At 46.9% G+C, this 26391-nt stretch carries 25 protein-coding genes and 1 pseudogene; 13 read left to right on the plus strand and 13 right to left on the minus strand.

Translation table 11 applies throughout. The features are described 5' to 3' along the window. The first annotated feature begins 105 nt into the window (after nucleotides 1-105). On the plus strand, nucleotides 106-468 hold the full coding sequence (locus tag M1K58_RS11175) for a response regulator (protein ID WP_256758930.1): 363 nt from the start codon (nucleotides 106-108) through the stop codon (nucleotides 466-468). Between the two features lie 133 nt (nucleotides 469-601). Here M1K58_RS11175 and M1K58_RS11180 read toward each other — a convergent pair whose 3' ends face one another. From M1K58_RS11180 to M1K58_RS11205, 6 genes are all read right to left on the minus strand, one after another. Continuing rightward, nucleotides 602-712: a hypothetical protein gene (locus M1K58_RS11180; RefSeq protein WP_256759038.1), complete on the minus strand. Its 111-nt coding sequence runs from the start codon at nucleotides 710-712 to the stop codon at nucleotides 602-604. Between the two features lie 21 nt (nucleotides 713-733). Further along, complete coding sequence (locus tag M1K58_RS11185) at nucleotides 734-1834, minus strand: GerAB/ArcD/ProY family transporter (RefSeq protein ID WP_256758931.1); 1101 nt, start codon at nucleotides 1832-1834, stop codon at nucleotides 734-736. 15 nt (nucleotides 1835-1849) lie between these two features. Beyond that, nucleotides 1850-2083 (minus strand): hypothetical protein, encoded by a 234-nt coding sequence (locus M1K58_RS11190; protein ID WP_256758932.1) that lies wholly within the window; start codon nucleotides 2081-2083, stop codon nucleotides 1850-1852. 5 nt (nucleotides 2084-2088) lie between these two features. Beyond that, a complete protein-coding gene (locus M1K58_RS11195) occupies nucleotides 2089-3291 on the minus strand; it encodes a Ger(x)C family spore germination protein (protein ID WP_256758933.1) in 1203 nt (400 codons plus the stop codon). An 18-nt stretch (nucleotides 3292-3309) separates the two neighbouring features. Next, entirely contained in the window at nucleotides 3310-4794 is a 1485-nt protein-coding gene (locus M1K58_RS11200) for a spore germination protein (RefSeq protein WP_256758934.1), read from the minus strand. A gap of 112 nt (nucleotides 4795-4906) precedes the next feature. After that, nucleotides 4907-5773: an AraC family transcriptional regulator gene (locus M1K58_RS11205; RefSeq protein ID WP_256758935.1), complete on the minus strand. Its 867-nt coding sequence runs from the start codon at nucleotides 5771-5773 to the stop codon at nucleotides 4907-4909. A 135-nt stretch (nucleotides 5774-5908) separates the two neighbouring features. Between M1K58_RS11205 and M1K58_RS11210 the strand changes: the two genes are divergently transcribed. The 4 genes from M1K58_RS11210 (at nucleotide 5909) to trxB (ending at nucleotide 12144) form a co-directional block, all read left to right on the plus strand. Continuing rightward, nucleotides 5909-8560 (plus strand): family 78 glycoside hydrolase catalytic domain, encoded by a 2652-nt coding sequence (locus M1K58_RS11210; protein WP_256758936.1) that lies wholly within the window; start codon nucleotides 5909-5911, stop codon nucleotides 8558-8560. Nucleotides 8561-8639: 79 nt separating this feature from the next. Then, complete coding sequence (locus tag M1K58_RS11215; protein ID WP_256758937.1) at nucleotides 8640-10148, plus strand: sialate O-acetylesterase; 1509 nt, start codon at nucleotides 8640-8642, stop codon at nucleotides 10146-10148. Continuing rightward, nucleotides 10132-11091, plus strand: coding sequence for a phosphotransferase family protein (locus M1K58_RS11220; RefSeq protein WP_256758938.1), 960 nt, complete (start codon nucleotides 10132-10134; stop codon nucleotides 11089-11091). The genes M1K58_RS11215 and M1K58_RS11220 overlap by 17 nt, the downstream gene beginning before the upstream one ends. A 126-nt stretch (nucleotides 11092-11217) precedes the next feature. Next, on the plus strand, nucleotides 11218-12144 hold the full coding sequence (gene trxB / locus M1K58_RS11225; protein WP_256758939.1) for a thioredoxin-disulfide reductase: 927 nt from the start codon (nucleotides 11218-11220) through the stop codon (nucleotides 12142-12144). A gap of 429 nt (nucleotides 12145-12573) precedes the next feature. On the opposite strand, the gene M1K58_RS11230 is transcribed toward trxB, so the two are convergent. The 3 genes from M1K58_RS11230 to M1K58_RS11240 form a co-directional block, all read right to left on the minus strand. Then, nucleotides 12574-12750, minus strand: coding sequence for a hypothetical protein (locus tag M1K58_RS11230; RefSeq protein WP_256758940.1), 177 nt, complete (start codon nucleotides 12748-12750; stop codon nucleotides 12574-12576). 248 nt (nucleotides 12751-12998) lie between these two features. Beyond that, nucleotides 12999-13748, minus strand: a complete 750-nt coding sequence (locus M1K58_RS11235; protein WP_256758941.1) for a winged helix-turn-helix transcriptional regulator — start codon at nucleotides 13746-13748, stop codon at nucleotides 12999-13001. Next, nucleotides 13718-14122 (minus strand): Fur family transcriptional regulator, encoded by a 405-nt coding sequence (locus M1K58_RS11240; RefSeq protein WP_256758942.1) that lies wholly within the window; start codon nucleotides 14120-14122, stop codon nucleotides 13718-13720. The genes M1K58_RS11235 and M1K58_RS11240 overlap by 31 nt, the downstream gene beginning before the upstream one ends. Nucleotides 14123-14303: 181 nt before the next feature. On the opposite strand from M1K58_RS11240, the gene M1K58_RS11245 reads away from it, so the two are divergent. From M1K58_RS11245 to M1K58_RS11260, 4 genes and pseudogenes are all read left to right on the plus strand, one after another. After that, nucleotides 14304-15656, plus strand: coding sequence for an ABC transporter substrate-binding protein (locus tag M1K58_RS11245; protein ID WP_256758943.1), 1353 nt, complete (start codon nucleotides 14304-14306; stop codon nucleotides 15654-15656). Between the two features lie 73 nt (nucleotides 15657-15729). After that, nucleotides 15730-16683, plus strand: coding sequence for a magnesium/cobalt transporter CorA (corA, locus tag M1K58_RS11250; RefSeq protein WP_256758944.1), 954 nt, complete (start codon nucleotides 15730-15732; stop codon nucleotides 16681-16683). A 174-nt stretch (nucleotides 16684-16857) separates the two neighbouring features. Continuing rightward, nucleotides 16858-17214, plus strand: a pseudogene (locus M1K58_RS11255) (sugar phosphate nucleotidyltransferase); the annotation flags it as partial. Nucleotides 17215-17344: 130 nt separating this feature from the next. Continuing rightward, nucleotides 17345-17803, plus strand: coding sequence for a thiamine pyrophosphate-dependent enzyme (locus M1K58_RS11260; protein ID WP_256759039.1), 459 nt, complete (start codon nucleotides 17345-17347; stop codon nucleotides 17801-17803). A 338-nt stretch (nucleotides 17804-18141) separates the two neighbouring features. On the opposite strand, the gene M1K58_RS11265 is transcribed toward M1K58_RS11260, so the two are convergent. Beyond that, nucleotides 18142-18327, minus strand: coding sequence for a hypothetical protein (locus M1K58_RS11265; RefSeq protein WP_256758945.1), 186 nt, complete (start codon nucleotides 18325-18327; stop codon nucleotides 18142-18144). Between the two features lie 194 nt (nucleotides 18328-18521). Between M1K58_RS11265 and M1K58_RS11270 the strand changes: the two genes are divergently transcribed. From M1K58_RS11270 to M1K58_RS11280, 3 genes are all read left to right on the plus strand, one after another. Continuing rightward, the gene (locus M1K58_RS11270; RefSeq protein ID WP_256758946.1) at nucleotides 18522-19616 is read left to right on the plus strand and encodes a GntR family transcriptional regulator; all 1095 of its coding nucleotides are present in this window, start codon (nucleotides 18522-18524) and stop codon (nucleotides 19614-19616) included. Between the two features lie 107 nt (nucleotides 19617-19723). Then, nucleotides 19724-20428, plus strand: a complete 705-nt coding sequence (gene araD, locus M1K58_RS11275; RefSeq protein ID WP_306220345.1) for an L-ribulose-5-phosphate 4-epimerase — start codon at nucleotides 19724-19726, stop codon at nucleotides 20426-20428. A 32-nt stretch (nucleotides 20429-20460) separates the two neighbouring features. After that, on the plus strand, nucleotides 20461-22134 hold the full coding sequence (locus tag M1K58_RS11280; RefSeq protein WP_256758947.1) for a ribulokinase: 1674 nt from the start codon (nucleotides 20461-20463) through the stop codon (nucleotides 22132-22134). 89 nt (nucleotides 22135-22223) lie between these two features. Here M1K58_RS11280 and M1K58_RS11285 read toward each other — a convergent pair whose 3' ends face one another. Continuing rightward, nucleotides 22224-22694, minus strand: a complete 471-nt coding sequence (locus tag M1K58_RS11285) for a GNAT family N-acetyltransferase (RefSeq protein ID WP_256758948.1) — start codon at nucleotides 22692-22694, stop codon at nucleotides 22224-22226. A 55-nt stretch (nucleotides 22695-22749) separates the two neighbouring features. After that, nucleotides 22750-23634 carry a helix-turn-helix domain-containing protein gene (locus tag M1K58_RS11290; protein ID WP_256758949.1) on the minus strand — a complete coding sequence of 295 codons (885 nt, stop codon included), beginning with the start codon at nucleotides 23632-23634 and terminating at the stop codon, nucleotides 22750-22752. Nucleotides 23635-23780: 146 nt separating this feature from the next. On the opposite strand from M1K58_RS11290, the gene M1K58_RS11295 reads away from it, so the two are divergent. Further along, complete coding sequence (locus M1K58_RS11295; RefSeq protein WP_256758950.1) at nucleotides 23781-24428, plus strand: TVP38/TMEM64 family protein; 648 nt, start codon at nucleotides 23781-23783, stop codon at nucleotides 24426-24428. A 4-nt stretch (nucleotides 24429-24432) separates the two neighbouring features. Here the strand turns inward: M1K58_RS11295 and M1K58_RS11300 are convergent, their stop codons facing one another. Further along, entirely contained in the window at nucleotides 24433-25848 is a 1416-nt protein-coding gene (locus M1K58_RS11300; protein WP_256758951.1) for a hypothetical protein, read from the minus strand. Between the last annotated feature and the right edge of the window lie 543 nt (nucleotides 25849-26391).

Below are 26391 nucleotides of genomic sequence, written 5' to 3' on the forward strand. Positions count from 1 at the left end.
CATGAGATCTAGGCTCTTTTTCATAGGTGAACTTACTTTGTTCAGAATTTGTTAAGTTTTGTCGGGTATGATTGAAAAAAAGATCAGGCTCGGAGGGAGAACGGAATGGCGAAAATCATGGTAGTCGACGATGCAGCATTTTTGCGGGCGATACTTAAGGATATATTGGTTACGGGTGGGCATGAAGTTGTATTCGAAGCGAAGAATGGACAAGAAGCTGTTGAAAAATATAAATCGATGCGCCCAGACATCGTGACGATGGACATCACGATGCCTGTCATGGAGGGGATAGAAGCCGTCAAGGAAATACGGAAGCTTGATCCAGAGGCAAATATCGTCATGTGCTCCGCGATGGGACAACGAAACCTTATTATTGAAGCCATTCAAAGTGGTGCCAAGGATTTTATCATCAAACCGTTCCAAACGAATCGAGTACTAGAAGCCATAGACAAGGCGTTCGTGAATTAGCTTCGACGATCGCTCCATTGTGTAAGACAATTGATGAAGCGGTGGTTAAACCACTCCAACCCGACTCGTTATCGTAAACCCTCGTACCCACTTTGCTCAATGTGCAGCTAAGTGGAATTTTGTATGCCCTCATCTATACGTGGCCCATTAGCTTTCTACGAAAGGCTAACGGGGCGATCCCCTTTTTATTGGAAAAACAGAAAGAGAAATAGGAGCCGTGTTGAAATCCGACTTCTTCGGCAATCCGACTGACGGGCCGATTCGGTTACACCGAATGGGCTCTTTTTTTACGGCGAAATAGGTGGACGATCATAAGGACGAGTGGAATGACTAGGGCATAGGTGAAATCCCAGAGAGGCCAATAATTCGTAAGAAAATAATCATAGTAGATGATGTTTGGTGAAATGGCATAAGCAAGACCAAAAAACAAGAACGCCGAAGGCATGAGAAGAATTCGCTCGTTCCTCAAGTGGAATAACTGGGAAAATCCCGTCAAGAATGCATAAGCGTATAATATCGTTTTAAAAAAAATCGATATAATCCAAATGATGGCAAGAAAGGCTTCTACGCGTTCCAAGAAGCCTCCGATACTTATCTTTTTGGCAAGTGCGTAGGTCGGATAGGTTTGATGAGCAGTGATGTAAGGACCAAGAACGAGAATGCAAATTAGGATTACTGCAGTGATTGCAATTCCCCCTAAAGCTGTCGCAAGGATAAAATCTCTGTTGGTATGCTTATTCCGAGTGACAAGAGGAAATAGCATCAGGAAGACAGTTAATTCTGCATAGGGAAACACGATCACGTAGATCGAGCCTTGCAGGATCGGCATGAATCCATGACCCATGATTGGCAGTAGCCGATCTATCTCGATTTTGGGGGCAAGGCATATAAGGAGTACCACGAAAAAGATAACGAACCAGGGAAACAACAGCTCTGCCGTCCTAGCAATTGTTTCGATTCCGCTGTAAAGAGCCCACATCAGCAAAATAACGAGTAGCAGGTGAATAGCTCTTAGGGGAGTTTCGGGCATGATCTGCGTGGTGATGAAATCCCCGATTTCTCTTGTCATGGCCGCAGCATTTAACAAAAAGTAAAGGAGGAAGAGGGAGGACATGATCCCGCCCATCCATTTGCCAAGCAGAGTGCGGTTGAATTGGACTAAGGTTGCATGAGGATGTAAACGGCTTAAAAAGTAAATCAGCCCGGCTAGCAGTGTCCCTAGGACAACACCTAATAGACCGCTAATCCAAGCATCCTCTTTAGCGAAATGTGCCACTAGAGAGGGAGCGATCAATATAGAGTCCCCTATAACGACCAATAGGACGAGTATCGCCATTTGCTGCACGCTAATCTTGCCATTGTTCAATGCGATGCCTCCCCTTTAGTGAAAGAAATAAGCAAACCAATCTATCAAAGGCTTATATATGGAGATCAAGAAATTAAGCGGGCTTGATATACGAGTCAACCGAATGGCAAGAACGCTTAATGTCGTTCCTGTGATTAGCAACAGGAGGTATAAGAGGGTTTCTCTACTCCACCGTTTGCGGATTAATGAGGGGAGCTCGATGACACTAATCATTAGAGCGACCAGTACGACGAAAATGGACCCGAACATGATCTTCACCCCTTGATGTCTTGAACAAAAGAGTTCCCCGTCGTACCCGTTCTTCGAATAAAAAATTCGACTTTATACTTCACTTGTAACTGACTGAATAAGTCCTCCCAATGTTTTGATGCTGTGGACCAATATTTGGGATCGCTTCGGTAAATGGCTTGTCCAAATCCGAAGATATCCGAATTGTAGCGTGTTTGCGCCGTTTTTACGGATTTCTTCATGAGATCGATCGTTTTTTGCATGGCTTGGTTTTCCAAATATTTAATCGTCATTGGATCTTGGATATCGAGCTTGCAATTGACTTCAGCGATATTAGCTTCTGTTTTTACTTGAACGTGAATAGTTGGTTCGCCACTAATGACTTTCCCTTTGACTTTGGTTTTCGAACGCAAGAGCTCGAGTGTGATTGAACCACCGTTAGGACAAGCGATGTTAGACGCGGTGCTCCTGATATTGTCCATGATAATGTTATAGCCCTTGCTCTCGTCTCTATTTAACCAACCGATGAGGCGTGGGCCCTTAAATACCGCCAAATCCGACAAGGTTAGGGTGGCGGAGGGCTCGATTTGTTTGATGTTAGTTTGCGTTTCTCCAAGCTTGGGCTCACCTTTAATGATCACGCCGGTCAGAACAGGGTGCTGTCCTTCCGTAACCATTTGGGAAATCAATTTATCTAGGGTAAAGGCAGTCGTAGGTGCCCACGCTTTGGAGGAAGTATCCAAGGAGGCAAACAATTTGTTCGCGGGAATTTTCTCCAGCGGTGTCAAGATCTTAAGCACGCTTTCTGCTGTAGTTCCACGGGCAATCATAATGTAATAATCTGTTCTATTTTCCGCGTCCCTGGAGAAAAGGTCTAATACTTTATCGATGCCATCTCGCGCTAGTGATTCCCCGATGATGAGCACGCGGATATGCGAACCGTATATTTTCCTGGGACTGTTAACCGTCATGGTTCGATAGGCTTCGAAGAGAGAAGGGGCGGTTGCCTTATACATCACGACGGGGGAACGTTCAGTCGAGGAGCTCTTGGCAGCGGCTACTTCGCCGGGATCTACAACCTGCACGGAAAGTTTGTATTGATCCCCGATTTTATCGATACCTGTGCCTAGCTGAATGGCGAGCGTGTTTAACTCTCGCCGATTCCAGCAGCCTGTCGTGAATAAGGCGATAAGAAGGACGAATAACAGGATAAACGCTAGTCGTTTCATTGGGGGCTGTTTCCTTTGCTATTTGACTTGTTTTTGTCTTTTGATATTTTTCTTATTTACTAAGAGCGGCCTTGTCAATAGGCGCGGCCATGGTAACCGGAACAGAGTATCCTTTTGATCTTGTGCAATGAAGGGGGCAAGTGGCGACATATAAGGGATCCCGAAAGAACTCAAATTGCAGAGATGGAAGATGAGCCCGAATATTCCGATCAAGATTCCGAAAATGCCAAAGGAAGCGGCTAGGCCCATGAAAATAAAGCGAAGCATCCGTACCGAGATAGACATGCTTCCGGAGGGCATCACATAGCTGGATATGGCAGTGATGGAAACGATAATGACCATCACGGCGGATATGATACCGGCTTGTACGGCAGCTTGGCCAATGACGAGGGTGCCAACAATGGATACAGCCTGTCCTACCGTTCTCGGCATCCGCACCCCTGCTTCGCGTAAGATCTCATAAGTGACTTCCATGAGCAACGCCTCAATGAAGGCGGGGAAGGGCACGCCTTCCCGTTGAGAAGCCAAATTAATGAGCAAGCTCGTAGGGAGCATCTCCTGATGGAAAGTCGTAATGGCGATATACAAGGAAGGTGCGAATAGGGCGATACAGAAGGCTAAATACCTCATGAGCCGGATAAGGCTACTGATGTCGGACCGTTGGGCATAGTCTTCTGATGACTGGAAGAAGTGAATGAATAGACCGGGAACGAGCAGTACGAACGGAGTTCCGTCGACAACAATGGCCACTCTGCCCTCGAGCAACCCTGCAGCGATTGTATCGGGCCGTTCGCTGTTATAGACCGTAGGGAAGGGCGTGTAGGTTTTATCTTGAATAAACTCCTCGATATATCCGCTCTCGAGTATGCCGTCGATATTGATCTTTTTCAGACGCGCTCTAACTTCATTCAAGACTTTGTCGCTAGCTATAGAAGAGATATACAAAATGGATACTTTTGTTTGGGTTACGTTCCCTATGGAGGAGGATTCGAGCCAGAGGTTGGGGTCTTTGATTTTACGCCGGATTAACGCGATGTTCGTCTGGGAATTTTCCGTAAAAGCTTCCATCGGGCCTCTGACGACCGATTGTGTGAGAGGCTCCGTGACGTTTCTTTCCTCCAAGCCGGCCACTTTAATGCGGATGCAATCCCTTTTTTCCTCAAGCAGCAAGATCGCGTTCCCCGACAAGAGGTGCTTGATCAGCTCTTCGGAGTTGCCCGAAATCTCCATTTCTCCGGCCCCCAAGACTTCTTCAACTAGGAGCTCCAACAGATTTTGTTTGGAAGGTAACACAACGTTAAGATCCTTAAACTTTACAGACATCAAGGGCTTGATAACGAAATCATGAAGAGATTGGACATCTACTAATCCATCCATATATAAGATGGCAGCCGGTACAGTGTTGGAGATTTTCATTTCTCTGATGATTAAATCCGGACTTTGCCCCAAAGCTTCTCGAAAGAGGTTGATATGATTTCGATGTTGTGCGGATCCGGAACCCATGAACTTTCAACTCCATTTTGTCGACTAAGGAAAATTGTGGCTACAATAGCGGTTTTCCTATTATGTTCAACATGGGATGGGTTATGCATGACAATCAGTAAAGAGATAGGGGTTAAGTTGAGGATTTTCGGAATTCGCTTGGTGTCATCCCGGCTACGCGCTTGAAAACGGCAAGAAATGAAGAAATGTCTTTGTATCCGACCATTTCGGCAATGGCGCTAATTTTGAAAGGAGTATTCCTTAATAACTCACAGCTCTTCTGAACACGTAGCGATTGAAGAAAGCTGACGAAGGATTGCTCAGTGTACCGTGCGAATAAGCGCTGAAGATGCCGTTCACTCCAGCGGCTGATTGCCGATAGATGCTTTAGCGACAGCTCTTGGGACAGATTCTGTTCCATGTAAGTGAGTAGATGATCGAATTGGGTAAGTTGACGAGTCGAATTGGATTCAGGCTGCTGCTTCAACCGATGAATGAGGATAAGTAGCTGTAAAAGCAACGTATTTAAAAATTCGGTTGAGCCTTCTCTAGGCAATGCATATTCACGGTGCAGCGTTAGGAAGAGCTTCTCGATCGTATCACTTGGATCGGTGAGGTAGAAGTAAGTCATATTTCCTTCATGAATAGCTGAAATTAGAAGCTTGATCTTATGATCCGAAGTGAAACCACTTAGCTTTAATAGGAGTTGAGGGGGGAATATGCAGTTATAGACGATAAGCGAATGTTTATTGCTGTCGGTGGATACAGGACGGAAAACATGAGGAATTCCTATCGGGATGAAGAAGATTTGACCTTTCCGCACCTCGTGGACATCGTTATTGATATGGTGGAAGCCATTGCCTTCAGCAATGTAAGCAAACTCGATGAAGTCGTGATCATGGACTGGGGCTGTGAAGTTTTCTGTTACGCGATTAATGTATAGAAGTAAATCATCATGAAAAAGACCTTCACCCTTTAAAGTTTCATTAGATCTTTTCATTTGGAGCTCCTTCCTATCGAGACAATAATGTCTGTTTAACCGATATAAACTGTCCGTTATACCGCAATAATAAAAGTCGGCTCCATTATATCATAGGAAACAAAAGATTGTATTCTGAGAGGAGCTTATTGAAACATGTTGAACGTTATAGATTTACGCTGTGAGTATAAGATCAACCCGATAGGTATTGATGTTAGGCACCCCCGCATAAGCTGGAAGCTAGAATCCGACGAAAGAGCTGTCATGCAATCCGCTTATGAGATTGAGGTTGCTGAGGATGCAAGCTTTGAGAAGAACTTGTGGAGTTCGGGGAAGGTGATTTCCGATCAGTCTGTTCATGTGGATTTAGAGGGGTTGAGCGTTGAATCTCGCAAACGCTACCACTATCGGGTCAGAAGCTGGAATCAGAACGGAGAAGGCTCATCGTGGTCGGAGCTAGCTTATTGGGAAATGGGGGTACTGGAAACAGAGGAATGGCTGGCGGAGTGGATCAGTGTGGCCTCTGTGGAAGGGAAGCCTGAGTCAGAACAATGCCCTTTGCTTCGGAAGGGTTTTACGGTTAAGGACGGAATGAAGCGGGCACGAATTTATGCATCTGCTTTAGGTCTCTATGAGCTTGAGCTTAATGGTACTCGTGTGGGTGACAGCTATTTCACTCCGGGATGGACCAGCTATAAGCATAGACTGCAAGTACAAACCTATGACATTACAGATCAGATCGTCAGTGGAGCGAACGTCATTGGGGCTGTGCTAGGCAATGGATGGTACAAAGGTAATCTTGTCTGGGAAGGGAATCACAGCATATACGGCGATCGGCGGGCTCTGTTCCTGGAAATGCACATCGAATACGAAGATGGAACGGAAGATGTCGTCTTATCAGATGGAAGCTGGCGAACGGCGGGAAGTCCGATCTTAATGTCGGAGCTCTATCACGGTGAGACTTATGATGCTAGGTTGGAGTTGAATGGTTGGAGCACGATAGGATTCGATGATAATGGTTGGGATTCAGTGGAGATTATTCAACAGTCCAATGCGCCTCTAATTGCTCAAGAGAATGAGGCAGTCAAGAAAATAGAAGAGATACAACCGATAGCGATCATTAAGACACCTAAAGGTGAAACGGTGCTGGACTTCGGACAAAATATGGTCGGCTGGGTTCGCTTTTCAGTAAAAGGGGTGTCCGGAAGAGAGGTTGAGATTCATCATGCGGAAGTTCTCGATAAGGATGGAAATTTCTATATCGATAATATGCGTTCCGCAAAGGTTACAATCCGTTATGTGATGAAGGGAGGGGAAGCGGAATGCTATGAACCTCGCTTCACCTTCCAAGGCTTCCAATATATTCGGTTGATCGGGTTCGACGAAGCGATTCGGTTAGAGGATTTTACGGGTATCGTTCTTCATTCGGATATGGCCTCAACAGGACAATTTTCGTGCTCTGATCCGCTTATTAATCAGTTGCAGCATAATATTTTATGGGGACTGAAGGGGAACTTCCTAGACGTACCGACGGACTGTCCGCAACGGGATGAACGTCTTGGCTGGACGGGCGATGCCCAGATGTTCATCCGAACAGCTGCGTATTTGAAAAACATTGCTCCTTTTTTCACCAAATGGAATCGTGACCTAGCGGCAGATCAACGCGAGGATGGGGGAGTTCCATTCGTTGTTCCGCATGTGTTGGATAAGGAGGGGTATTCTTCTTCCGCTTGGGGTGACGCAGCCGTGATATGTCCGTGGACGATCTATGTTTGCTATGGGGATAAGCGCATATTGGAAGAGCAATATGAAAGTATGCAGGCTTGGGTGAATTATATCCGTAGCCAGGGGGACAACGAGTATTTGTGGAATACCGGCTTCCAATTCGGAGATTGGCTCGGACTCGATTCCAAGCCGGATTCGTATATTGGTGCAACTGACAAGGATTACATCGCGACGGCTTTCTATGCGTATTCGACATCGTTGCTCCAGAAGACTGCATCGGTTCTTGGGAAAACAGAGGATGCCAACGAGTATGCAGAGCTATACGAACGAATCGTCACTGCATTTACGGAGGAGTTTGTTACCCCGTCCGGCCGCTTGTCGGTTCCGACGCAGACAGCTCAAGTACTAGGGTTAACGTTCGGATTACTCGAAGGAAACGCGAAGAAGCGGGCAGCAGCGAAATTGATAGAGCTGCTGGAAGAGAGCAAGTATCACTTGACGACGGGATTTGTAGGAACGCCCTATTTGAATCTAGCACTAAGTGACAATGGCCATAATGATGCTGCGTATAAGCTTCTTTTCCAACAAGACTATCCATCTTGGTTGTACCCTGTCACGAAAGGTGCGACGACGATCTGGGAGCATTGGGATGGGATCAAGGAGGACGGTAGCTTCTGGAGTAAAGATATGAATTCCTTCAATCATTACGCTTATGGGGCGATCGGCGATTGGCTATACCGTATTGTCGCTGGGATTGATACGGATGAACAGGGTGTAGGCTATAAACGAATAATGATCCGACCACAGCCCGGAGAAGGACTAACATGGGCAGAGGGTCGATTGGATTCTATGTATGGGGATATTCGCTCGTATTGGAAAAAAACAGATAACGGTGCGATGGAGCTGGAGGTTACCGTTCCTGTGAATACAACCGCGGAAATCCATCTTCCGGGAGCCGTGCTAGAATCCGTTAGAGAGAGTGGGGCTTCTCTCATTCAAATAGTAGGTATAAGCTCTGTTGAGCAAGGAGATAACGCAGTTGTGCTCGTCGTAGGATCTGGACAATATACGTTTAGCTGGTAAGTGTTTACGATTTAGTATAGACATGGGTGTTGTTTTGTGAGATATAAGAAGAACAAACCGTAAAGGCAGGTTCTTGCATATGAGTAGGATGCTCAAGGTTAATCAGATTTTCTCGGATCATATGGTTCTGCAAAGGGATAGCGTAGTTCCCATCTGGGGGGAAGGTACCGAGGGTGAAACCGTTACGGTATCCTGTCAGGGGACGCACGTGCACTCAGTTGTTGCAGATGGAGATTGGAAGATTGAGCTTCCTGCCTTTGGAGCGGGAGGTCCTTATGAATTAACAGTCGAATCCGGTCAGGAATCGATTGTGTTTCAAGATGTACTGTTCGGAGATGTGTGGCTAGCTGGTGGTCAGTCTAACATGGAATGGCGATTGAAGCATTCTAAGGGAGGCGAGTTAGAAATCCCTTTGGCTGATCTTCCTAAAGTCCGTTTCTACAATGTGCCAAGAGTTGCTTATGAAGACGGACTTGAGCATCATGCAGCATGGGAAATATGCTCCCCGGAAACAGCGGGCGAATTTTCCGCGGTAGGTTATTATTACGCGAAGGAGCTAGAACACTCGCTTAATATCCCTATTGGAATCGTTGGCTGTAACTGGGGGGGAACATCGGCTTCCTGCTGGATTCCTGAGGAGGTACTTGTAGCGGATACAGAGCTCCGAGCTTATATCGATGATTATAAGATCAGCTTAAACAACTCAACTCTTGAAGCGCGTGTGATCGAACAGAAGCAATATCAAGAGGTATTGGCTGAGTATAATCGTAAGGAATCTGCGGGCTTAAAGGGCGAGGAGTTAGGTAATTACCCTTGGCCCCCTCTAAATGAGCAAAGCTTCTACAGACCGACGGGGCTTTATGGAACAATGATTCGCAAAGCGGCTCCATACGGTGTGAAAGGGTTCATCTACTATCAAGGAGAAAGTGATGCGCATAAGCCAGCCCTTTACGATAAGCTGTTAGCTACTTTGATACGGACCTGGCGAGAAGATTGGGGGAGTCTGGAGCTGCCGTTCTTATTCGTACAGCTTCCAGGTTTCGCGCACGATGGCAAACCGGATGGAGAAGAGTGGCCGCTGTTAAGGGAATCACAATGGATCGTGACCGAAAGGGTAGCGAACACGGGAATGTCAGTCATTCTGGACTGTGGTGAGAAGGACGATATTCATCCGCTGGATAAGAAGCCAGTAGGGGATCGATTGGCGCGAGTGGCTCTAAGTTCGGTATATGGGAGGCACGATGTCGTTAGCTCCGGACCCGTATTCCGAGATATGACTGTAGAGGCTGGCAAAGTAAACCTGCGGTTTGATTGTTGTGAGGGTGGACTTGCAACCAGAGATGGGGACTTAATCGGCTTCCAGGTTGCAGGCGACGATAGTGATTTCGTTGCTGCGACAGCGAGTATTGAGGGGAACACAGTTTGGGTATGGAGTGATACCCTTCATAATCCCATCAACGTAAGATATGCATGGGCTAACTACCCCGAAGCGAATTTGGTGAATGGCTGTGGCTTACCCGCTGGTCCGTTCCGGACAGATCGTATTGGACGAAAGGAGCATGTCCCTATCCATGGAAGGAGCTTATAAAACAAAACTAGACAAATACCAGCTTAATCAGGCTATTAAAGATGCATTAGGCTGTTCTATTCACTCTTATACCGAGCTCTCAGATGGCTGGGCGAATAGTGCGTATAAGGTCGAGCTAGAGGATGGAAGAAAGGTTGTTCTAAAGATTCGACCCTCAGTGAACACGCAATTTATGCGCTGTGAGGTCGAGACAATGAAGACAGAGGTCCAGGCTATGCGGCAGCTGTCGTCGATTAAACAATTGCCGATCCCGCATATTATTGCATACGATCAATCCTTATCCCTTTTGCCTGCTGAGTATTTCATCATGGAGCACTTGGAAGGTACGCCATATAATCAAGTTAAAGATGACTTGACTGAAGAGGCACGGGAAACGATTGAGCATGAGCTCGGTGAGCTTAATCGGTTGATCAATGATGTTAAAGGTGAGGGCTACGGTTTCTATACTCAACCTACGGGTCAATCCTGGCGTGACTCCTTTCGTGGGATGATCTTAGGGGTTCTTGAGGATGGTAAAGATGCAGGGGTTTCGTTACCTATATCGTATTCCGAGTTGGAAGAGCTTATTGAACAGCGGCTGGATGTAATGAATGATGTCCAAGAGCCAAGACTACTTCACTGGGATCTATGGGATGGGAACTTCTTCGTGAAGGACGGTAAAATAACGGGAATTATCGATTTTGAGCGCGCAATTTGGGGAGATCCCTTAATGGAGCATTATTTCAGCCGCTTTAATCCTTCGGAGCCGTTTAGGCGCGGATACGGCTTGTTCCCGACAGAGCCCTCGCAAATTGCGCGAAGAAAGCTATACGATCTGTACCTCGACCTCATTCTATTTGTAGAGTGCGCTTATCGTAAATACGAGAATGAGGGACATGTGAATTGGGCATATGATAACCTCAAGCAAGGCTTGGAACGGTTTGTTAATGCTGCCGAGCACTAGTGGGGTTGGAGAGAACATTCCATCTTCATGAAACCTTCATCTAACATTCATCATACCTTCATGCAGCTTTCGGGCATGAATGGTATGATTTTTTTATACTAGAACACGATGAGGAAGTGTATAAGCATGCATAAAACAATTATTATCGGAACAGGGCCTGCAGGATTAACGGCAGCGATCTACTTAGCACGGGCGAACTTGAATCCATTAGTGATCGAGGGACCTGAACCAGGTGGTCAATTGACGACAACAACTGAAGTGGAAAATTTCCCAGGATTCCCTGAGGGCATTATGGGACCTGAGCTTATGGCGAACATGCGAAAGCAAGCAGAGCGATTCGGAGCTGAATTCCGTTCTGGCTGGGTTAATAGCGTAGATATGTCTAAGCGTCCGTTCACCTTGCAGGTGGAAGGCATGGGCGAATTGACGGCGGAAACACTTATTATTTCTACCGGAGCTTCTGCGAAGTATTTAGGTATCCCAGGAGAAAAAGATAACGTTGGACGCGGAGTAAGCACTTGTGCGACTTGCGACGGATTTTTCTTCCGCAACAAGAAAATTATCGTTGTTGGTGGCGGAGATTCTGCAATGGAAGAAGCTCATTTCTTAACGCGTTTTGCATCTGAGGTTGTATTGGTTAACCGTCGTAGCGAGCTTCGTGCATCGAAAATTATGCAGGACCGCGCACGTAGCAATCCTAAAATCAGCTGGAGCCTAAACCGTACTCCACTTGAGGTTGAAAGTGGACCGATGGGTGTTACAGGTCTGAAGGTTAAGAACAATGAAACCGGCTTGGAAGAGACGATTGCGACGGACGGTTTATTCATTGCAATCGGACATACGCCGAATACCCGTTTCTTGGACGGGCAATTGAATGCCGATGAAACCGGCTATTTGATTGTTAACCCAGGCTCCACAGAAACGAATATCCCAGGCGTTTTCGCTTGCGGCGATGTTCAAGATAACAAATACCGTCAAGCGATTAGCGCTGCAGGAACAGGATGTATGGCTGCGCTCGATTGTGAGAGATTTTTAGAAAACGCTGAGCACTAAGTCGAATGGAGAGTTAAAGCATTTGTTTGCTGTTGATTATACGGAAATATGTTATCTTAGAAGCAATAAATGATTTTGAGCACACTCCGCTCGTTCTCCTTGTTAAAAGGGAGAGAGCGGCTTTTTTTTATGTTTGATAACATTAGGGCTGGCTTAGTTCACAGGAGTCGCAAGATCGCTGGGATAAGACCGCGTGGCGGACTTATCTAACCGAAAGTCGCAAAATTGCTGGGATAAGACCGCGTAGCGGACTTATCTAACCGAAAGTCGCAAAATTGCTGGGGATAAGACCGCGTGGCGGACTTATCAAGGGAAGAAGCAAAAATCCCCTTCGCTCAGAAAACTAATTTGTTTCCTGAGCGTTAGGGATAGCGTCAAAGCGATGCGATGCGATGCGAAACTAAACTAAGTGACATTTTCATTCAGCGCTTAGTGGTCGGGTTCCTCAACAATCGTGCAGGCTTCCTCTGCGATCTCGCACTCTTGCGCTAAAGCAGCTTGAAACTCGTCCTCATTATCTTCGGCGAGTTTGCTTCCAAATTGTCCGAGCTGGCTCGGGCTACTAGCGGGTCCGTCGTTGTCCGGTTTGTTATTTCTTCCAGCCATTTTACTCCCCCACCTTTGGTTTAGTTTTTACTTGAATTGTTGTTGCCCTTCTTATCCGAAGTTTTCGTTCGCGTATTTTTGGTTGCATGACCTTGCTGCTTGGACATGATAAGCCCCTCCTTAATTAACGGATGGGTTTACTTTGCACCCAATTTTATCGAATGATTCATGTGAAAAATAAAAAGTGGAAAAGAAGAACCATCCCCCAAGCTGGCAGCTTAGATGGATGGTCCTTCTATCGGTTCAGATTAATCAGCGAGACGATACCCCACACCTCGTACGGTCGCAATATAACGTGGCTCCTTCGGGTCATCCTCCAATTTGCTTCGCAAGCTTCGGATGTGTACATCGACCGCGTTGCTGCCTCCGAAGTATTGCTCTCCCCACACGCTATTCATGAGCTCTTGCCTGGATAAGACTTTCCCGTCCGCGACAATAATCGTTCTAAGAAGATCGTACTCCGTTTTGGTTAAGTCGACCTTCACACCATTGCGAGTGACGGCCATGCGATCGGGATCAATAATGATTTCCTTGAAAACATAATTACGCGATTCTTCGACAGGCACAGTATATTGTAAGGAGAGTTGTTGGATTTTCGCAATGACTTCCTCTATTGGCCCTGGCCAAGTGACTGATTCTTCTCCAAGCAAGGAAACGGATTCGGCATCATTGACAAGCGCAAGGACAGGTGATGATCCGTCACTAGGCCATGCAGCCGTGACAGCTTGAGGAAGCGGTGCTGTACGGTCAATGACGATAATATTTCCTTGTACCATGCTGAGAAGGGGGTCATCGGCATGATGAAGCAGAATAACGTCATAGCATTTCTCCGCAAGAACTGCGACGAGAGAACGAAGAGATGCGGGACGAGGGCTGATGATCAGTATCCGGTTTGTAATTTCGCAATAACCAAGCTCATTCATATCCATCGGCGAGATCAATCCTTCATTGCTGACGGCTATTTCTTTTAATGGGCGGATTTCTTCGCGTTCTTGCATTCTGCGCACACTCCTTTGAACAGAAACTGCTCCTCGGTAATCTCATATCCGGTTTGTTGGGCAATAGCAAGAAGCCATTCAGAAGGCGGTTGAACGCATACCTCATCGACTTTGCCGCAAGAAGTGCAGACGATGTGCTGATGATCATCTATTCGAGCATCGTAACGACTAGCATCCCCTTCGAGCTTGAGCTCGTGAATCAGACCTTCTTCTGTTAAATATTTAAGTGTATTGTAAACCGTCGCATAAGCAAAGTTATGCCCGCCGGCTTTAAGCCTTTCGATAATGTCGGAGGCGGTAGGATGATCATCGGTGGCGGTAAGAATATCGTATATCGTTTTGCGTTGTACGGTCATCGCACCCGCTTTTCTCATCGCCATCATTCCTTAAATTAGATTTAGTTTAAGTTTAACTGAGACTGGATGAGGTGTCAATTTATGAGCTTTAGGTAATGGGTGTCCCAGTTTCGGATGCACGATCAGGGATCACGTATTGATTCTAATTAAAGATAAGTTAGAATTATAATCAGCTGATAGATCAGGGGTGGATACAAAAATGAAAAAAGCACTAACAGGACTAGTCTTGCTCGCTTTAGTCATCAGTATCATCGGATGTGTATCAAACAACAAGAAGGATACGGCATACTCATCGCCAGCAGAATCGCCTTCAGCCAGCTTGGGACAAGCATCTCCAACAGCAACGGCTAGCGATAAGAAAGACCCTGTCACTCTTCGAATCGCTTGGTGGGGCGGTCAAGCTCGTCATGATTATACATTGAAAGTTATCGCGCTGTATGAGTCCCTTAATCCTCACGTTACAATCGAACCAGAATATGCATCCTTCGATGATCATTGGAAGAAGCTCGCTCCGAATGCGACTGCAGGCAACCTTCCCGATATTATCCAAATGGATATTTCTTACCTCTCTCAGTATGGTGGACATGGTCAGCTTGAAGATTTAACCCCGTTTATTCAAAATGGTGCAATGGATGTTAGCTCCATTAGCGAGGCTTCATTGTCCGGTGGTAGAATGGGTGACCAATTATTCGCTATGAATCTTGGCTCTAATGCTCTGCTCGCAGTGGTTGATAAAGTGATGCTAGAAAAAGCGGGTGGAACGATGCCTACCCAAGATTGGACTTGGGATGACTTCACGAAGCTGGCCCCGATCATGAAGACGCAAGGTAAAATTCTGGCACAAGATCTTCGACATGATGTATTCTTCCCGTTCTATTTGAGAGCTCTAGGCCAGCATATGTATGCTGCAGATGGCAGAAGTCTAGGCTATGCCGACGATAAGCCGTTCATCAGTTTCTACAATATGTACGAATCATGGTATGACAATGGTAGTCTGTTGTCTCTTGAGAAGCTGGCTCAGAAGAAGGGTACTCCTGAAGATGGAGAGTTTGAGCTGGGTAACGCGGTTAGCACATGGGGTTGGTCCAACCAGTTCATTCATTCTTCGAGTGTAGCGAAACGTCCGCTAGAAATTTTACCTGTACCAGGCTGGAACGACAACAAAGCGTTATTCTTGAAGCCGAGCATGTACTTCTCCATCTCCAAAAACTCTAAAGCTAAAGAAGAAGCAGCGAAATTCATTAGCTTCTGGGTGAATGATATTGAAGCGAACAAAATCATCAAGGGCGAACGTGGAGTTCCTGTCTCCTCCAAGGTGAAGGAAGCGTTGAAGCCTAGCTTAACACCTGATCAAGCCAAAGTATTCGATTATGTGGCTTGGGTTGAACAGAACAGCAGTCAGATGGATCCGCCGAACCCAGTTGGAGCTGTTGAAGTGAATAAGCTGCTGAAACATACTGCTGAACAAATTCTGTACAAGAAGACAACAGTCGAAGCAGGCGCGGCTAAATTCCGCGAAGAAGCGAATAAGATTCTTGCCAAGAACAAATAAGCAACGTTAAAGATAGCTGAGAGTTGCCAATTCCTTCCGATTCGAGGCATAATAAACGATAGAGGTGAGGCGTTTGCTTCGTATAATGGCGGTAACGGAAAATTTGGAATTATTAGAGGATGTCCCTCTGAATAACCTGATGAACGACAATATCAAATGGTTTTGGGTTGATTTCGATTGTCCATCGGACGAGGAAATTCACCTCTTAGATAGCTATTTTAATTTTCATCCCCTAGCCATCGAGGACTGCATGCATTTTCTTCAACGACCCAAAGTAGATCATTATGAGGATACGAATTTTTTTGTGCTACATTCTCTTCATCCAGAGTCGCTTAAGGCGGAGGAAGTCGATTTTTTTCTCGGTCCACGAGGAATTGTCACCTTCCATCTCTCTCCCTCGCAGGAAGTGGAAGAGGCTTGGCGGAAAATTATCGTTCCTGACGTTTATAAGAAGAAGGACCATAACTACGTCGCTTATTTGCTTATGGATAAGCTCGTTGATAACTATTTTCCAACGGTATATAAAATAGAAGACCAATTAAACGAGCTAGAGGCGCAAGGGGAAAATAAAGCGGATATTCAGGAGCTGACAGAGCAGGTTTACGACATTCGCTCTGATCTACTAAGAATAAGGCGTACTGTCATTCCAATGAGGGACTTGTTGTATCGGATCATTAACTCGGATAAAATCGCAGCTTTGAAGGAGCAAGTTGCTTACTTCATGGATATTTATGATCATTTGCTGAAGCTGACGGAAATGATTGAGTCGAACCGAGAGATGACAGCGGATCTTAGAGATAGTTATGATTCTCTACGCTCCAACCGGATGAATGCCATCATGAAAACCTTAACCGTTATAACGACGATTTTCATGCCACTAACCTTTATCGCCGGGGTGTATGGGATGAATTTTATTAATATGCCGGAGTTGGAGTGGAACGCGGGTTATTTCGTTGTAATTGGTGTCATGCTAGTGCTTGGCGGCGGGATGTACATATGGTTTAAGCGCAAAGGCTGGTTTGATTGAGGTAAGGACACGTTACTTGATTTGGAATATCAACGGTATTTTCGCCATTCTATTAAGAATGGTTTTTTGTTGTTGTTTCGCCCTGTCCCACACCCTGCGATCCCTTGCGACATATGTAATAGAAGACAATCTGTCGGATAATCCGCTATGAGGGGTTGGATAGGGGGAGATGCTATGAAGGTAGTCATTCTCGCAGGGGGCTACGGCACACGTATTAGTGAAGAAACGGCGATCAAGCCCAAGCCGCTAATCGAAATTGGGGATAAGCCGATTTTGTGGCATATTATGAAGCATTACTCCCATTACGGGTTTCAAGAGTTTATTATTCCGCTCGGGTATAAAGGTGTGCTTATTAAGGAATATTTCGCCCATTATTATTTGCATGAATCAGACGTAACGTTTGACTTTGCAGACGGGGGTAGCATGTACATGCACCAGAGGTGTACGGATCCATGGAAGGTAACGTTGGTTGACACGGGGAAAGATACATCCACGGGAAAACAGATTTGGTTCAGCAGGAAGGGAATTGGCTAGCTTGGAAAGGTCGGCTATCCGATTATAAGCAAAAGTATCCAACGGGTGGAATGCAGCAGGCGGATGAAGCCATCGATCCGAATAGGCTGATGGAACATTAGGAGATTGCGTTGTCGACGATAAGACGATCGTTTGTCTCGACGTTGGCCAACACCAGATGTGGGCGAGTCAGTCATTTCTACTTCGAGGTGAAGCACGAATGTTAAACGCTGGGGGGATAGGGGCGATGGGCTTTGGTCTTCCTGCGGCCATTGGTGCTGCATTCGCTGCGCCCGATAGGCGAATGGTTATGATTGCGGGGGACGGAGGGATGCAGGTCAATATCCAAGAGCTACAAACCCTCGTTCATTGGAAGCTGCCCATTACGATCGTGGTTCTGAATAATCGTTCGCTGGGAATGGTTCGTCAATTCCAGGACGTTTATTTTAATGGGCGTCAGGCTTCAACCGTAGACGGTTATAGCTGTCCAGATTTTGTGAAGGTGGCCGTAGCATATGGGATTCCGGGTTTTCGAGCTGCGAGTTGGGGGGGGAGCTGGACTCCCTTCTGGCATCGAACCCTCTCCTCTATCCCGTTGGCTCAGTAGTAGTAGAGGTTGAGATATCTAAGCATTCGGCAGTTCATCCGAAGCTAGGTGTTGGCCGTCCAATTGAGGATATGGAGCCGCTATTGGATCGGGAGGAGCTGCGCGAGGCTATGCTAATTCCGCCATTAGAGGATACTGGACCAGTGTGACTCGTGTTGTTGTTTCTCTGGTTTTATGCGGATTCGATCAGTTGTCACACACGTGTACACCCTACTCTGAGTAAGGGGGCGTACACGGTTTTACATAAGGCCCCCCCAGAAACCCCACTGTTCGCAACTTACCGGATTCCTTCTTGGGAAAGGATACGAAGGCCAAAAAAATGCTTTGGCGATTCCGAATCACTTCAAATAGGCCTTCGCTTTTTGCAATGCATCAATAATTTGGTCGAGTTCCTGGCTATTGTCGATGAATAGTGAGACGTACTTAGGTCGGTAACCGCTGCTGGATAGCTCGATATGGACATGCTTTTTTTCACTATCGGCGCTAATATCGATGAATTCCGTTGTATAAATCATTTGGCTCATTAGAGATATCTCCCTCACAAAAATTGGATAATGAAACTATAGCATAGTTTGAAACTCAGCAACGATTTCTTTAGCTTAAAATAGTACCATACAACTAAAAGGATTTAAGCTCGAAAAGGTACGTACAAGTTTGCTCGTGTGCTATACTGATCTTAATGATTTTGATGTTGCCGTTTGACTTGGAGGTGCCCGATATGAGTTCTCAATCGCCGAAATATTTGCAGTTGAAAGAAGAAATTTTGTCATGGATTGCTAGCGGGCGCTATCGCCCGGGAGATAAGCTGCCATCTGAGAATGAACTTGCAGAGCAATTTTCATTAAGCCGCCAAACTGTGCGTCAATCGATAGGGGAGCTTGTACAAGAAGGTTGGCTTGCACGAGAGCAAGGAAAAGGAACCTTTGTGAACAGGAAATCGGCAGAGCGCCGAATCTCTTCCGGTAACCGAACTGTAGGGTTGATTACGACCTCTATTTCCGATTATATTTTTCCCTCCATTGTTCGGGGAGTAGAAGCAGCATTAAAGGATAAGGGTTATCGACTTCTGCTTTCTAGCACTGACAATCGTAAGGATCGAGAGCGGGAGTGCTTGGAAATTATGCTTAGCCACTCTGTTTGCGCACTTATCGTGGAGCCAACCAAAAGCGCCGAAGGAAATCCTAACTTTGATAACTATCTAGCCATAGAGGATCACGGAATTCCAATGCTGATGATTAATGAGTCGTATCCAGATTTAGATTGTCCAAGCGTCAGGGTCGATGACGACGCTGGTGGTCTAATGGCTGCGAGTTATGTGCTCGAATTGGGACATCAGCGAATTGCTGGTTTTTTTAAGACGGATGATTTACAAGGGGTTAGGCGGATGAAAGGGTTTATCCGTGCTTGCAGGGAACATCATATTTCCCCTGACGGTGGGAAGATCGTAAGATATTCGACTGAGGATAAGAGCGAACGTCCACAACAAATGCTTCGGGAGCTCCTTCTGTCGGATGAACCACCCACGGCCATTGTTTGTTATAACGATCAATTAGCGGTATCTATGCTCGATACGGTCAGAGATTTGGGTTTGCGAATCCCAGAGGACTTATCCGTCATCGGATACGATGATTCTTTCTTAGCAACGGCAACAGAAATTAAGCTGACGACGATCGAACATCCCAAATCAGGACTAGGTGAGCACGCAGCTAATCTTCTTATTGCTCAATTAGAGAACGTTACGACTCCGAACGATAAAGAAATATTATTTCCTCCTAAGTTGATTGTTCGTCAATCGACTATGGAAAGACGTTAACGGAAACTATCGACACGCATGTACGTACAAGTGTATAATGTGAGCTGTATATTACGATTCGGGTTGTTTGAAAATCGCTACTGATATAGGGAAAGGAAGTGTTTAACTTGTTGGAACAACTTAAAGAGATGGTATGTCAAGCTAACGCGGAATTGCCCAAGTACGGTCTTGTGACTTTTACTTGGGGGAATGTGAGTGGATTCGATAGAGAATCTGGATTAATGGTCATAAAACCAAGTGGTGTACCTTATGAGAAGCTACTTCCTGAACAAATGGTTGTTGTTGATTTGGAGGGGAAAGTGGTGGAAGGCACGTTGCGACCTTCGTCTGATACGCCAACTCACCTGGTGCTCTATCGTTCTTTTCCCAATGTGGGCGGTATTGTTCATACCCACTCGCCTTGGGCAACGATATGGTCGCAAGCGGGTGAAGAAATTCCAGCGTTCGGAACGACCCAAGCGGATTATTTTTATGGTACAATTCCTTGTACGCGGCCAATGTCGAATGGAGAAATTCAAGGGGAGTATGAGGCAGAAACAGGTAATGTTATTGTCGAGACTTTCCGTGAAATAAACCCAGACCAGGTTCCGGGTGTGCTTGTGAATAGTCATGCCCCATTCGCATGGGGAAAAGATGCCATGGAAGCGCTTCATAATGCTGTTGTCTTAGAGGAAGTCGCGAAGATGGCTTATCATACAAGACAATTGCACCCTACTGTTTCTTCCATGAATCAAGTACTGCTGGACAAACATTACTTACGTAAGCATGGTGCGACTGCTTATTATGGTCAGCCTGAAGATTCGAAGCATTAGTTATTTATCCCCATCCCTTAGGAGGCCATCTTATGAGCCATAAATATGCTATCGGCGTTGATTACGGCACTCAATCTGGACGTGCGGTTCTTGTGGATCTGACTAACGGTCATGAGGTTGCGGATCATGTTACGCCATATCCACATGGTGTTATTGATGAAAAGCTACCTACTTCTGGTCAAGCATTGGAGCATGACTGGGCTTTGCAGCATCCCGACGACTATCTTGAAGTTCTTCGTCGTTCTGTTCCAGCCGTTCTTAAGCAGTCGGAAATTGACCCTTCCGATGTCATCGGATTAGGGATCGATTTTACTGCGTGCACGATGCTCCCTGTGGATGAACAAGGCACGCCGCTTTGCTTCAAACCGGAGTGGAAGGATAATCCTCATGGTTGGGTGAAGCTATGGAAGCATCATGCGGCACAAGATGAGGCAGATCGTGTGAATGCGATAGCGGCTGAGCGCGGGGAGAAATTCCTGCCCCGTTATGGCGGCAAAATTTCATCTGAATGGATGATCGCCAAAGTGTGGCAGATCGTCAATGAAGCGCCAGATGTTTATGAAGCAACAGATTTGTTCACGGAAGCGACAGACTGGGTTGTCTCACAGTTGACGGGTAATTTTGTACGGAATAGCTGTACGGCTGGCTATAAAGCGAACTGGCATAAGCAGGATGGGTATCCAAGTAAAGAATTTTTCAAGGCGCTGGACCCTCGCTTGGAAAATTTAATAGAGACGAAGCTTCGCGGGGATATCGTGGCGCTCGGCACCAAATCGGGTGAGTTAACGGAAGCGATGGCGAAGCTGACGGGATTGAATCCAGGGACAGCCATCGCGGTAGGTAATGTGGATGCGCATGCCGCTGTTCCAGCTGTTGGAGTTGTTACACCGGGCAAGCTTGTTATGGCGATGGGAACTTCGATCTGCCACATGCTGCTAGGAACAGAAGAGGTAGAAGTCGAAGGAATGTGTGGCGTCGTCGAAGACGGAATCATCCCAGGCTATCTTGGTTATGAAGCAGGACAGTCTGCTGTAGGGGATATCTTCGAATGGTTCGTAGAGGAAGCGGTTCCTGCTTATGTGAAGGAAGCTGCTGAGAAGGATGGAGTGGGCGTTCATCAGTGGCTGACTGAACGTGCGTCGGCCTATAAACCAGGAGAGACGGGCTTACTCGCGCTCGATTGGTGGAATGGTAATCGTTCTGTGCTTGTCGACACAAACTTGACGGGTGTTATTGTCGGTTACAGCTTGCTTACTAAGCCAGAGGAAGTGTACCGCACATTACTTGAATCAACCGCATTCGGTACGCGCAAAATCATCGATGCTTTCCATAACAATGGAGTTCCGGTAGACGAAGTGTACGCGTGTGGTGGATTACCGCAGCGCAATCATCTGCTTATGCAGATCTATGCTGACGTTACGAATCGTGAGATCAAAATCGCGGATTCTAAGCAAACGCCTGCGATAGGAGCTGCTATGTTTGGCGCAGTTGCCGCTGGAAGTGCTAAAGGTGGCTACGATAACGTCGTTGATGCAGCCAAAGCGATGGCACGTGTTCGCAAAGAGACGTTCAAGCCGATTCCTGAGAACGTTGCGATATACGAGAGACTTTACCAAGAATACAGCACGCTCCACGATTACTTCGGTCGTGGTGCCAACGATGTTATGAAACGCTTAAAATCATTGAAGGATGAAGCATCGCACTAATTGCATATTATGAACAAAAGCTGCCCCTGAAAGATCTTAGGGGCAGCTTTTCTATAAGACAACGACCATTTTAGTATAGAACTCAGGTTCTACAACTCCTTAACCATCTTGAAATTAACGAGTTTAACCGCTCTGCGTTCTACAATTTGCTGTTGAATGACTCTGAACCCATGATGTTCAAAAAATGGCTTAGCCGTAATGCTTGCTTCTGTATCCATTTCTTTAAGACCAAGTTTCCTTGCTTCAGATTCGAGATGGACCAGCAAGGATGAAGCTATTCCTTGCCTTTGATAATCTTTGTGAATGTAAAGTCTATCTAAGTGGCCTTCTGGAGTCATGTCAGAAAATCCTACGAGTTTTCCAACAGTTTCAGCAACAAAAGTGACATTGCGATTCATTGAGTCCTGCCAAGTTCTTAGCTTGAGCGTCATCTCCTCTTTGGGTGCCCAAGCATCAAGCTGCTCTTGCGAATAATCGACTCTATTTACCGAATGTACAGTTTCATAGAACAATGAAACAATCTGACGAATATCTGATCCACGAAACTTTCTAATCTCCATTTGGTGTCCGTCTCCCTCTGTGAGCCTTTTATTCAGCGACCTCTAACTCGACCCCCTACATACCTTCTTCAAAAGATAAATTAATCGGCTCGTCCAAAAGAACGGATGGAGACTCTAAGTTTGTTGTTTCCACACTGTTATCCACTTTTTCGAAAAAAAATTGGTCTGTCCACACATGCCCCGATCCAGATAAAAGCACTCCGAATGAAATGGTGGCACTATTGTCTGGGATATCCAACACTACGGCGTAATGGTTCCAATGATTCGTTCCGACAATAGGCCGATTGCTCATGTTATCAAACTGTACAATATCGCCTGAAGCGTTATCGACCCGCATCCATAATCCTGAAAATTGTTGAACATCTTTTGTCTTAATGAAGCATGAGAGTCTAATTCTCTGTTGTCTATACTTATCCGCTTTAAACTGCTGCATCATCGTTGCGAATTCCGAAATATCCTGTACCGTTTTTGATTTGATATAACCGGATACACTTCCTTGGTGCACATTTTCACGGTCAACCCCCATTTCATAGTTAAACGGATGACTCCCACTTAAAAACCAACCTACGTTTTCTTTTTCCATCCCGATATCCTCCTTTTTTGTTGTCACATCTGACATTATCCTTCTGTACTGACCCGGTGGCAGAGCATACATTTTCTTAAATGCACGTGTAAAAGCTTCTTGTGACTCAAACTGATAGTACATGGCAATATCGATGATCCGTTCGTCTGACTGAAGCAATGCAACCGCGGCGTTCGCAAGTCGTCGCATCCGAATATAAACAGCAACAGACATCCCAACGGAGGATTGGAAAATTCTATGAAAGTGAAACTTAGAAAAGCTGACCCCATCCGCAATATCCTCAGCCGATATTTGTTCGTGTATATTGGATTCGATCCAGTCAATTGTTCTTTGAATGGCTGTTTCATACTTTTTCATCTGTTCACCTCGATTTCTATTTACAGAATAACGGATTAAAACAAGCATTTTTTGATTTTTTTTGCGAAGTCAATTGTTTTTTGTAATTTGACATCTTATTTTGTATGATAGGAACGGATGTAAAATAAAGGAAGGGGCTTGTCCGCTTGCGTCGTTCAACAGTTTGGAAAATAGCGGTGGCTGTTATAGTTGTCGTGGTATTGTTGTGGATTGATTTTAAGTATATCAATGTGAACCCGCAATCGATCCGTACCTGGGTGTTGTCGTTTGGATGGGTGGCACCGTTTCTTTATATTGCAATTTATATCGTAAGGCCGTTCATCTTATTTCCGGCGTCTGTATTATCAATGGCGGGTGGACTGGCTTTTGGAACGTGGTTTGGAATGATCTACACCTTGGTGGGGGCAGTAACGGGAGCGGTACTGTCTTTTCTTGTTGCCAAAAAAATTGGCGGGGGCTTTTTTCGAGGAAAAGAAGATCCGAGGTTGGTTAAAATTGAACGAGCGATGGAGCGGCGGGGGTTTATGATGGTGCTCCTATTGCGAATTGCACCATTTGTGCCTTTCGACTTAGTTAGTTATGCCGCTGGTATCGCACAGGTACGGTTGCGGGCATTCTTACCCGCAACCATTATTGGAACACTGCCAGGGACGTTCGCATACAACTTTCTGGGAGCCAGCTTGACTAAGGGAAGCTGGAGAGAGTTTCTGATTGCGGGATGCGTCTTTGCAGTTGCTTTATCCGTTCCATTCCTGTTACGTCGCAAGGTAGAGCGTGAAGTGGAAGGCAGCTAGCCGATTAGAGTGGTATCGGGATAGCTCCGGTCAATCCGTAGAGGAGCTCCAAGCCAATGAAGCTACCTGGTTCTGCAGGAGCATCAAGCAACGTCTGAGGGATGACTCGACCATTATAGCGAAGTTGAACTTCCGTGTTTCCACTAATCAGAATACCTGCTACGTTGCGAATGAATCCAGCCGGACCAAAGTCGACAAGACCGGTTGAGGCTAAAGCTTGGCGAATCGTGATACCTGGATAGAACGGAATATAATTCGTGTAATTTACTCTAGGAAATGCAGCTCCCCCGGTGATTCGAACGGTGATGTAAGCGGTTTGTGGCGGAAATGGCTGTGGTCCTGGAATAGGAATTGGAATGGGGATCGGAATCGGGAACGGACCGGGTGGAAAAGGTCCGGGACCTGGAAATGGGGGGGGCGGGAACGGTCCAGGGCCAGGTGGGAATGGCGGTCGTGGTGGGAAGCCGCCGGGTCCACCCGGACCTCCGGGACCTGGAGGAAACATGCCGCCCCCGGGACCGCCCGGACCTCCGGGACCTGGAGGAAACATGCCGCCCCCGGGACCGCCCGGACCACCGGGACCTGGGAACATACCGCCGCCGGGACCACCCGGACCACCGGGACCTGGGAACATACCGCCGCCGGGACCACCCGGACCACCGGGACCTGGGAACATACCGCCGCCGGGTCCTCCCGGACCACCGGGACCTGGAGGAAACATGCCGCCCCCGGGACCACCCGGACCACCGGGACCTGGAGGAAACATGCCGCCCCCGGGACCACCCGGACCACCGGGACCTGGAGGAAACATGCCGCCCCCGGGACCGCCCGGACCACCGGGACCTGGAGGAAACATGCCGCCCCCGGGACCGCCCGGACCACCGGGACCTGGAGGAAACATGCCGCCCCCGGGTCCACCCGGACCACCGGGACCTGGAGGAAACATGCCGCCGCCGGGACCGCCCGGACCACCGGGACCTGGAGGAAACATGCCGCCGCCGGGTCCGCCCGGACCTCCGGGACCTGGGAACATACCGCCGCCGGGACCACCCGGACCACCGGGACCTGGAGGAAACATGCCGCCCCCGGGTCCGCCCGGACCTCCGGGACCTGGAGGAAACATGCCGCCGCCAGGTCCACCTGGACCTCCGGGTCCACCCCCTAGACCGCCTCCCAATAAACCTCCGAGCAATCCACGGTCTTGTTCTTGCGGAAATACCCACCAAGGAATCGGGTGAGTCTTATAAGTTGGCTGATCCTCGTTCTGATGTAAATGTACGATAGCCCCTTTAGCTGAAATCTTTTTTCCAGATGTGTTTTTAGTTTTGGGTTGGGTTTGTCGTGAAGAGAGTTTGGCTTTCGGATCAGCGGTTGCTTTACGCAATAGTGGCTTGGCACCCGTCGATCGAGATTTCGGCATTGTTGTTCCTCCTTTGCCCATGGGCGAATGACGATTAATGCAGGATATGCGCCCACAGGGGTTCCGGTGTCATAAGGTTTAGGAAATGAACCTTCGGCATTTAAGGGAGCTTATTTGGCGTCCAGAGGTCTTTGCGATCGTAATTTCGAGTATGCAGTTAAGTAACAACGAACTGCAGCATCCCACCAGTGTGATATCGAGCGTGCAGTTAGGTAACATCGAACTGCAGCATCCCACCAGTGTGATATCGAGTATGCAGTTAGGTAACATCGAACTGCAGCATCCCACCAGTGTGATATCGAGTATGCAGTTAGGTAACATCGAACTGCAGCATCCCATCAGTGTGATTTCGAACAAGTAATTAGCAACTCGATCCCTATTAGCAACACAGCTCGCTGTTAAACAGAGTGAGCTACACACGCTCAACCTACTCGCACTATTCTCATAACCGCTCGCACTATTCTCATAACCGCTCGCACTAATCGCACTATTCTCATAACCACTCACACTATTCGCATAACCGCTCGTACTAATTGTCTGAAC

Source organism: Cohnella sp. WQ 127256 (assembly GCF_024519285.1).
Classification (GTDB): Bacteria; Bacillota; Bacilli; order Paenibacillales; family Paenibacillaceae; genus Cohnella.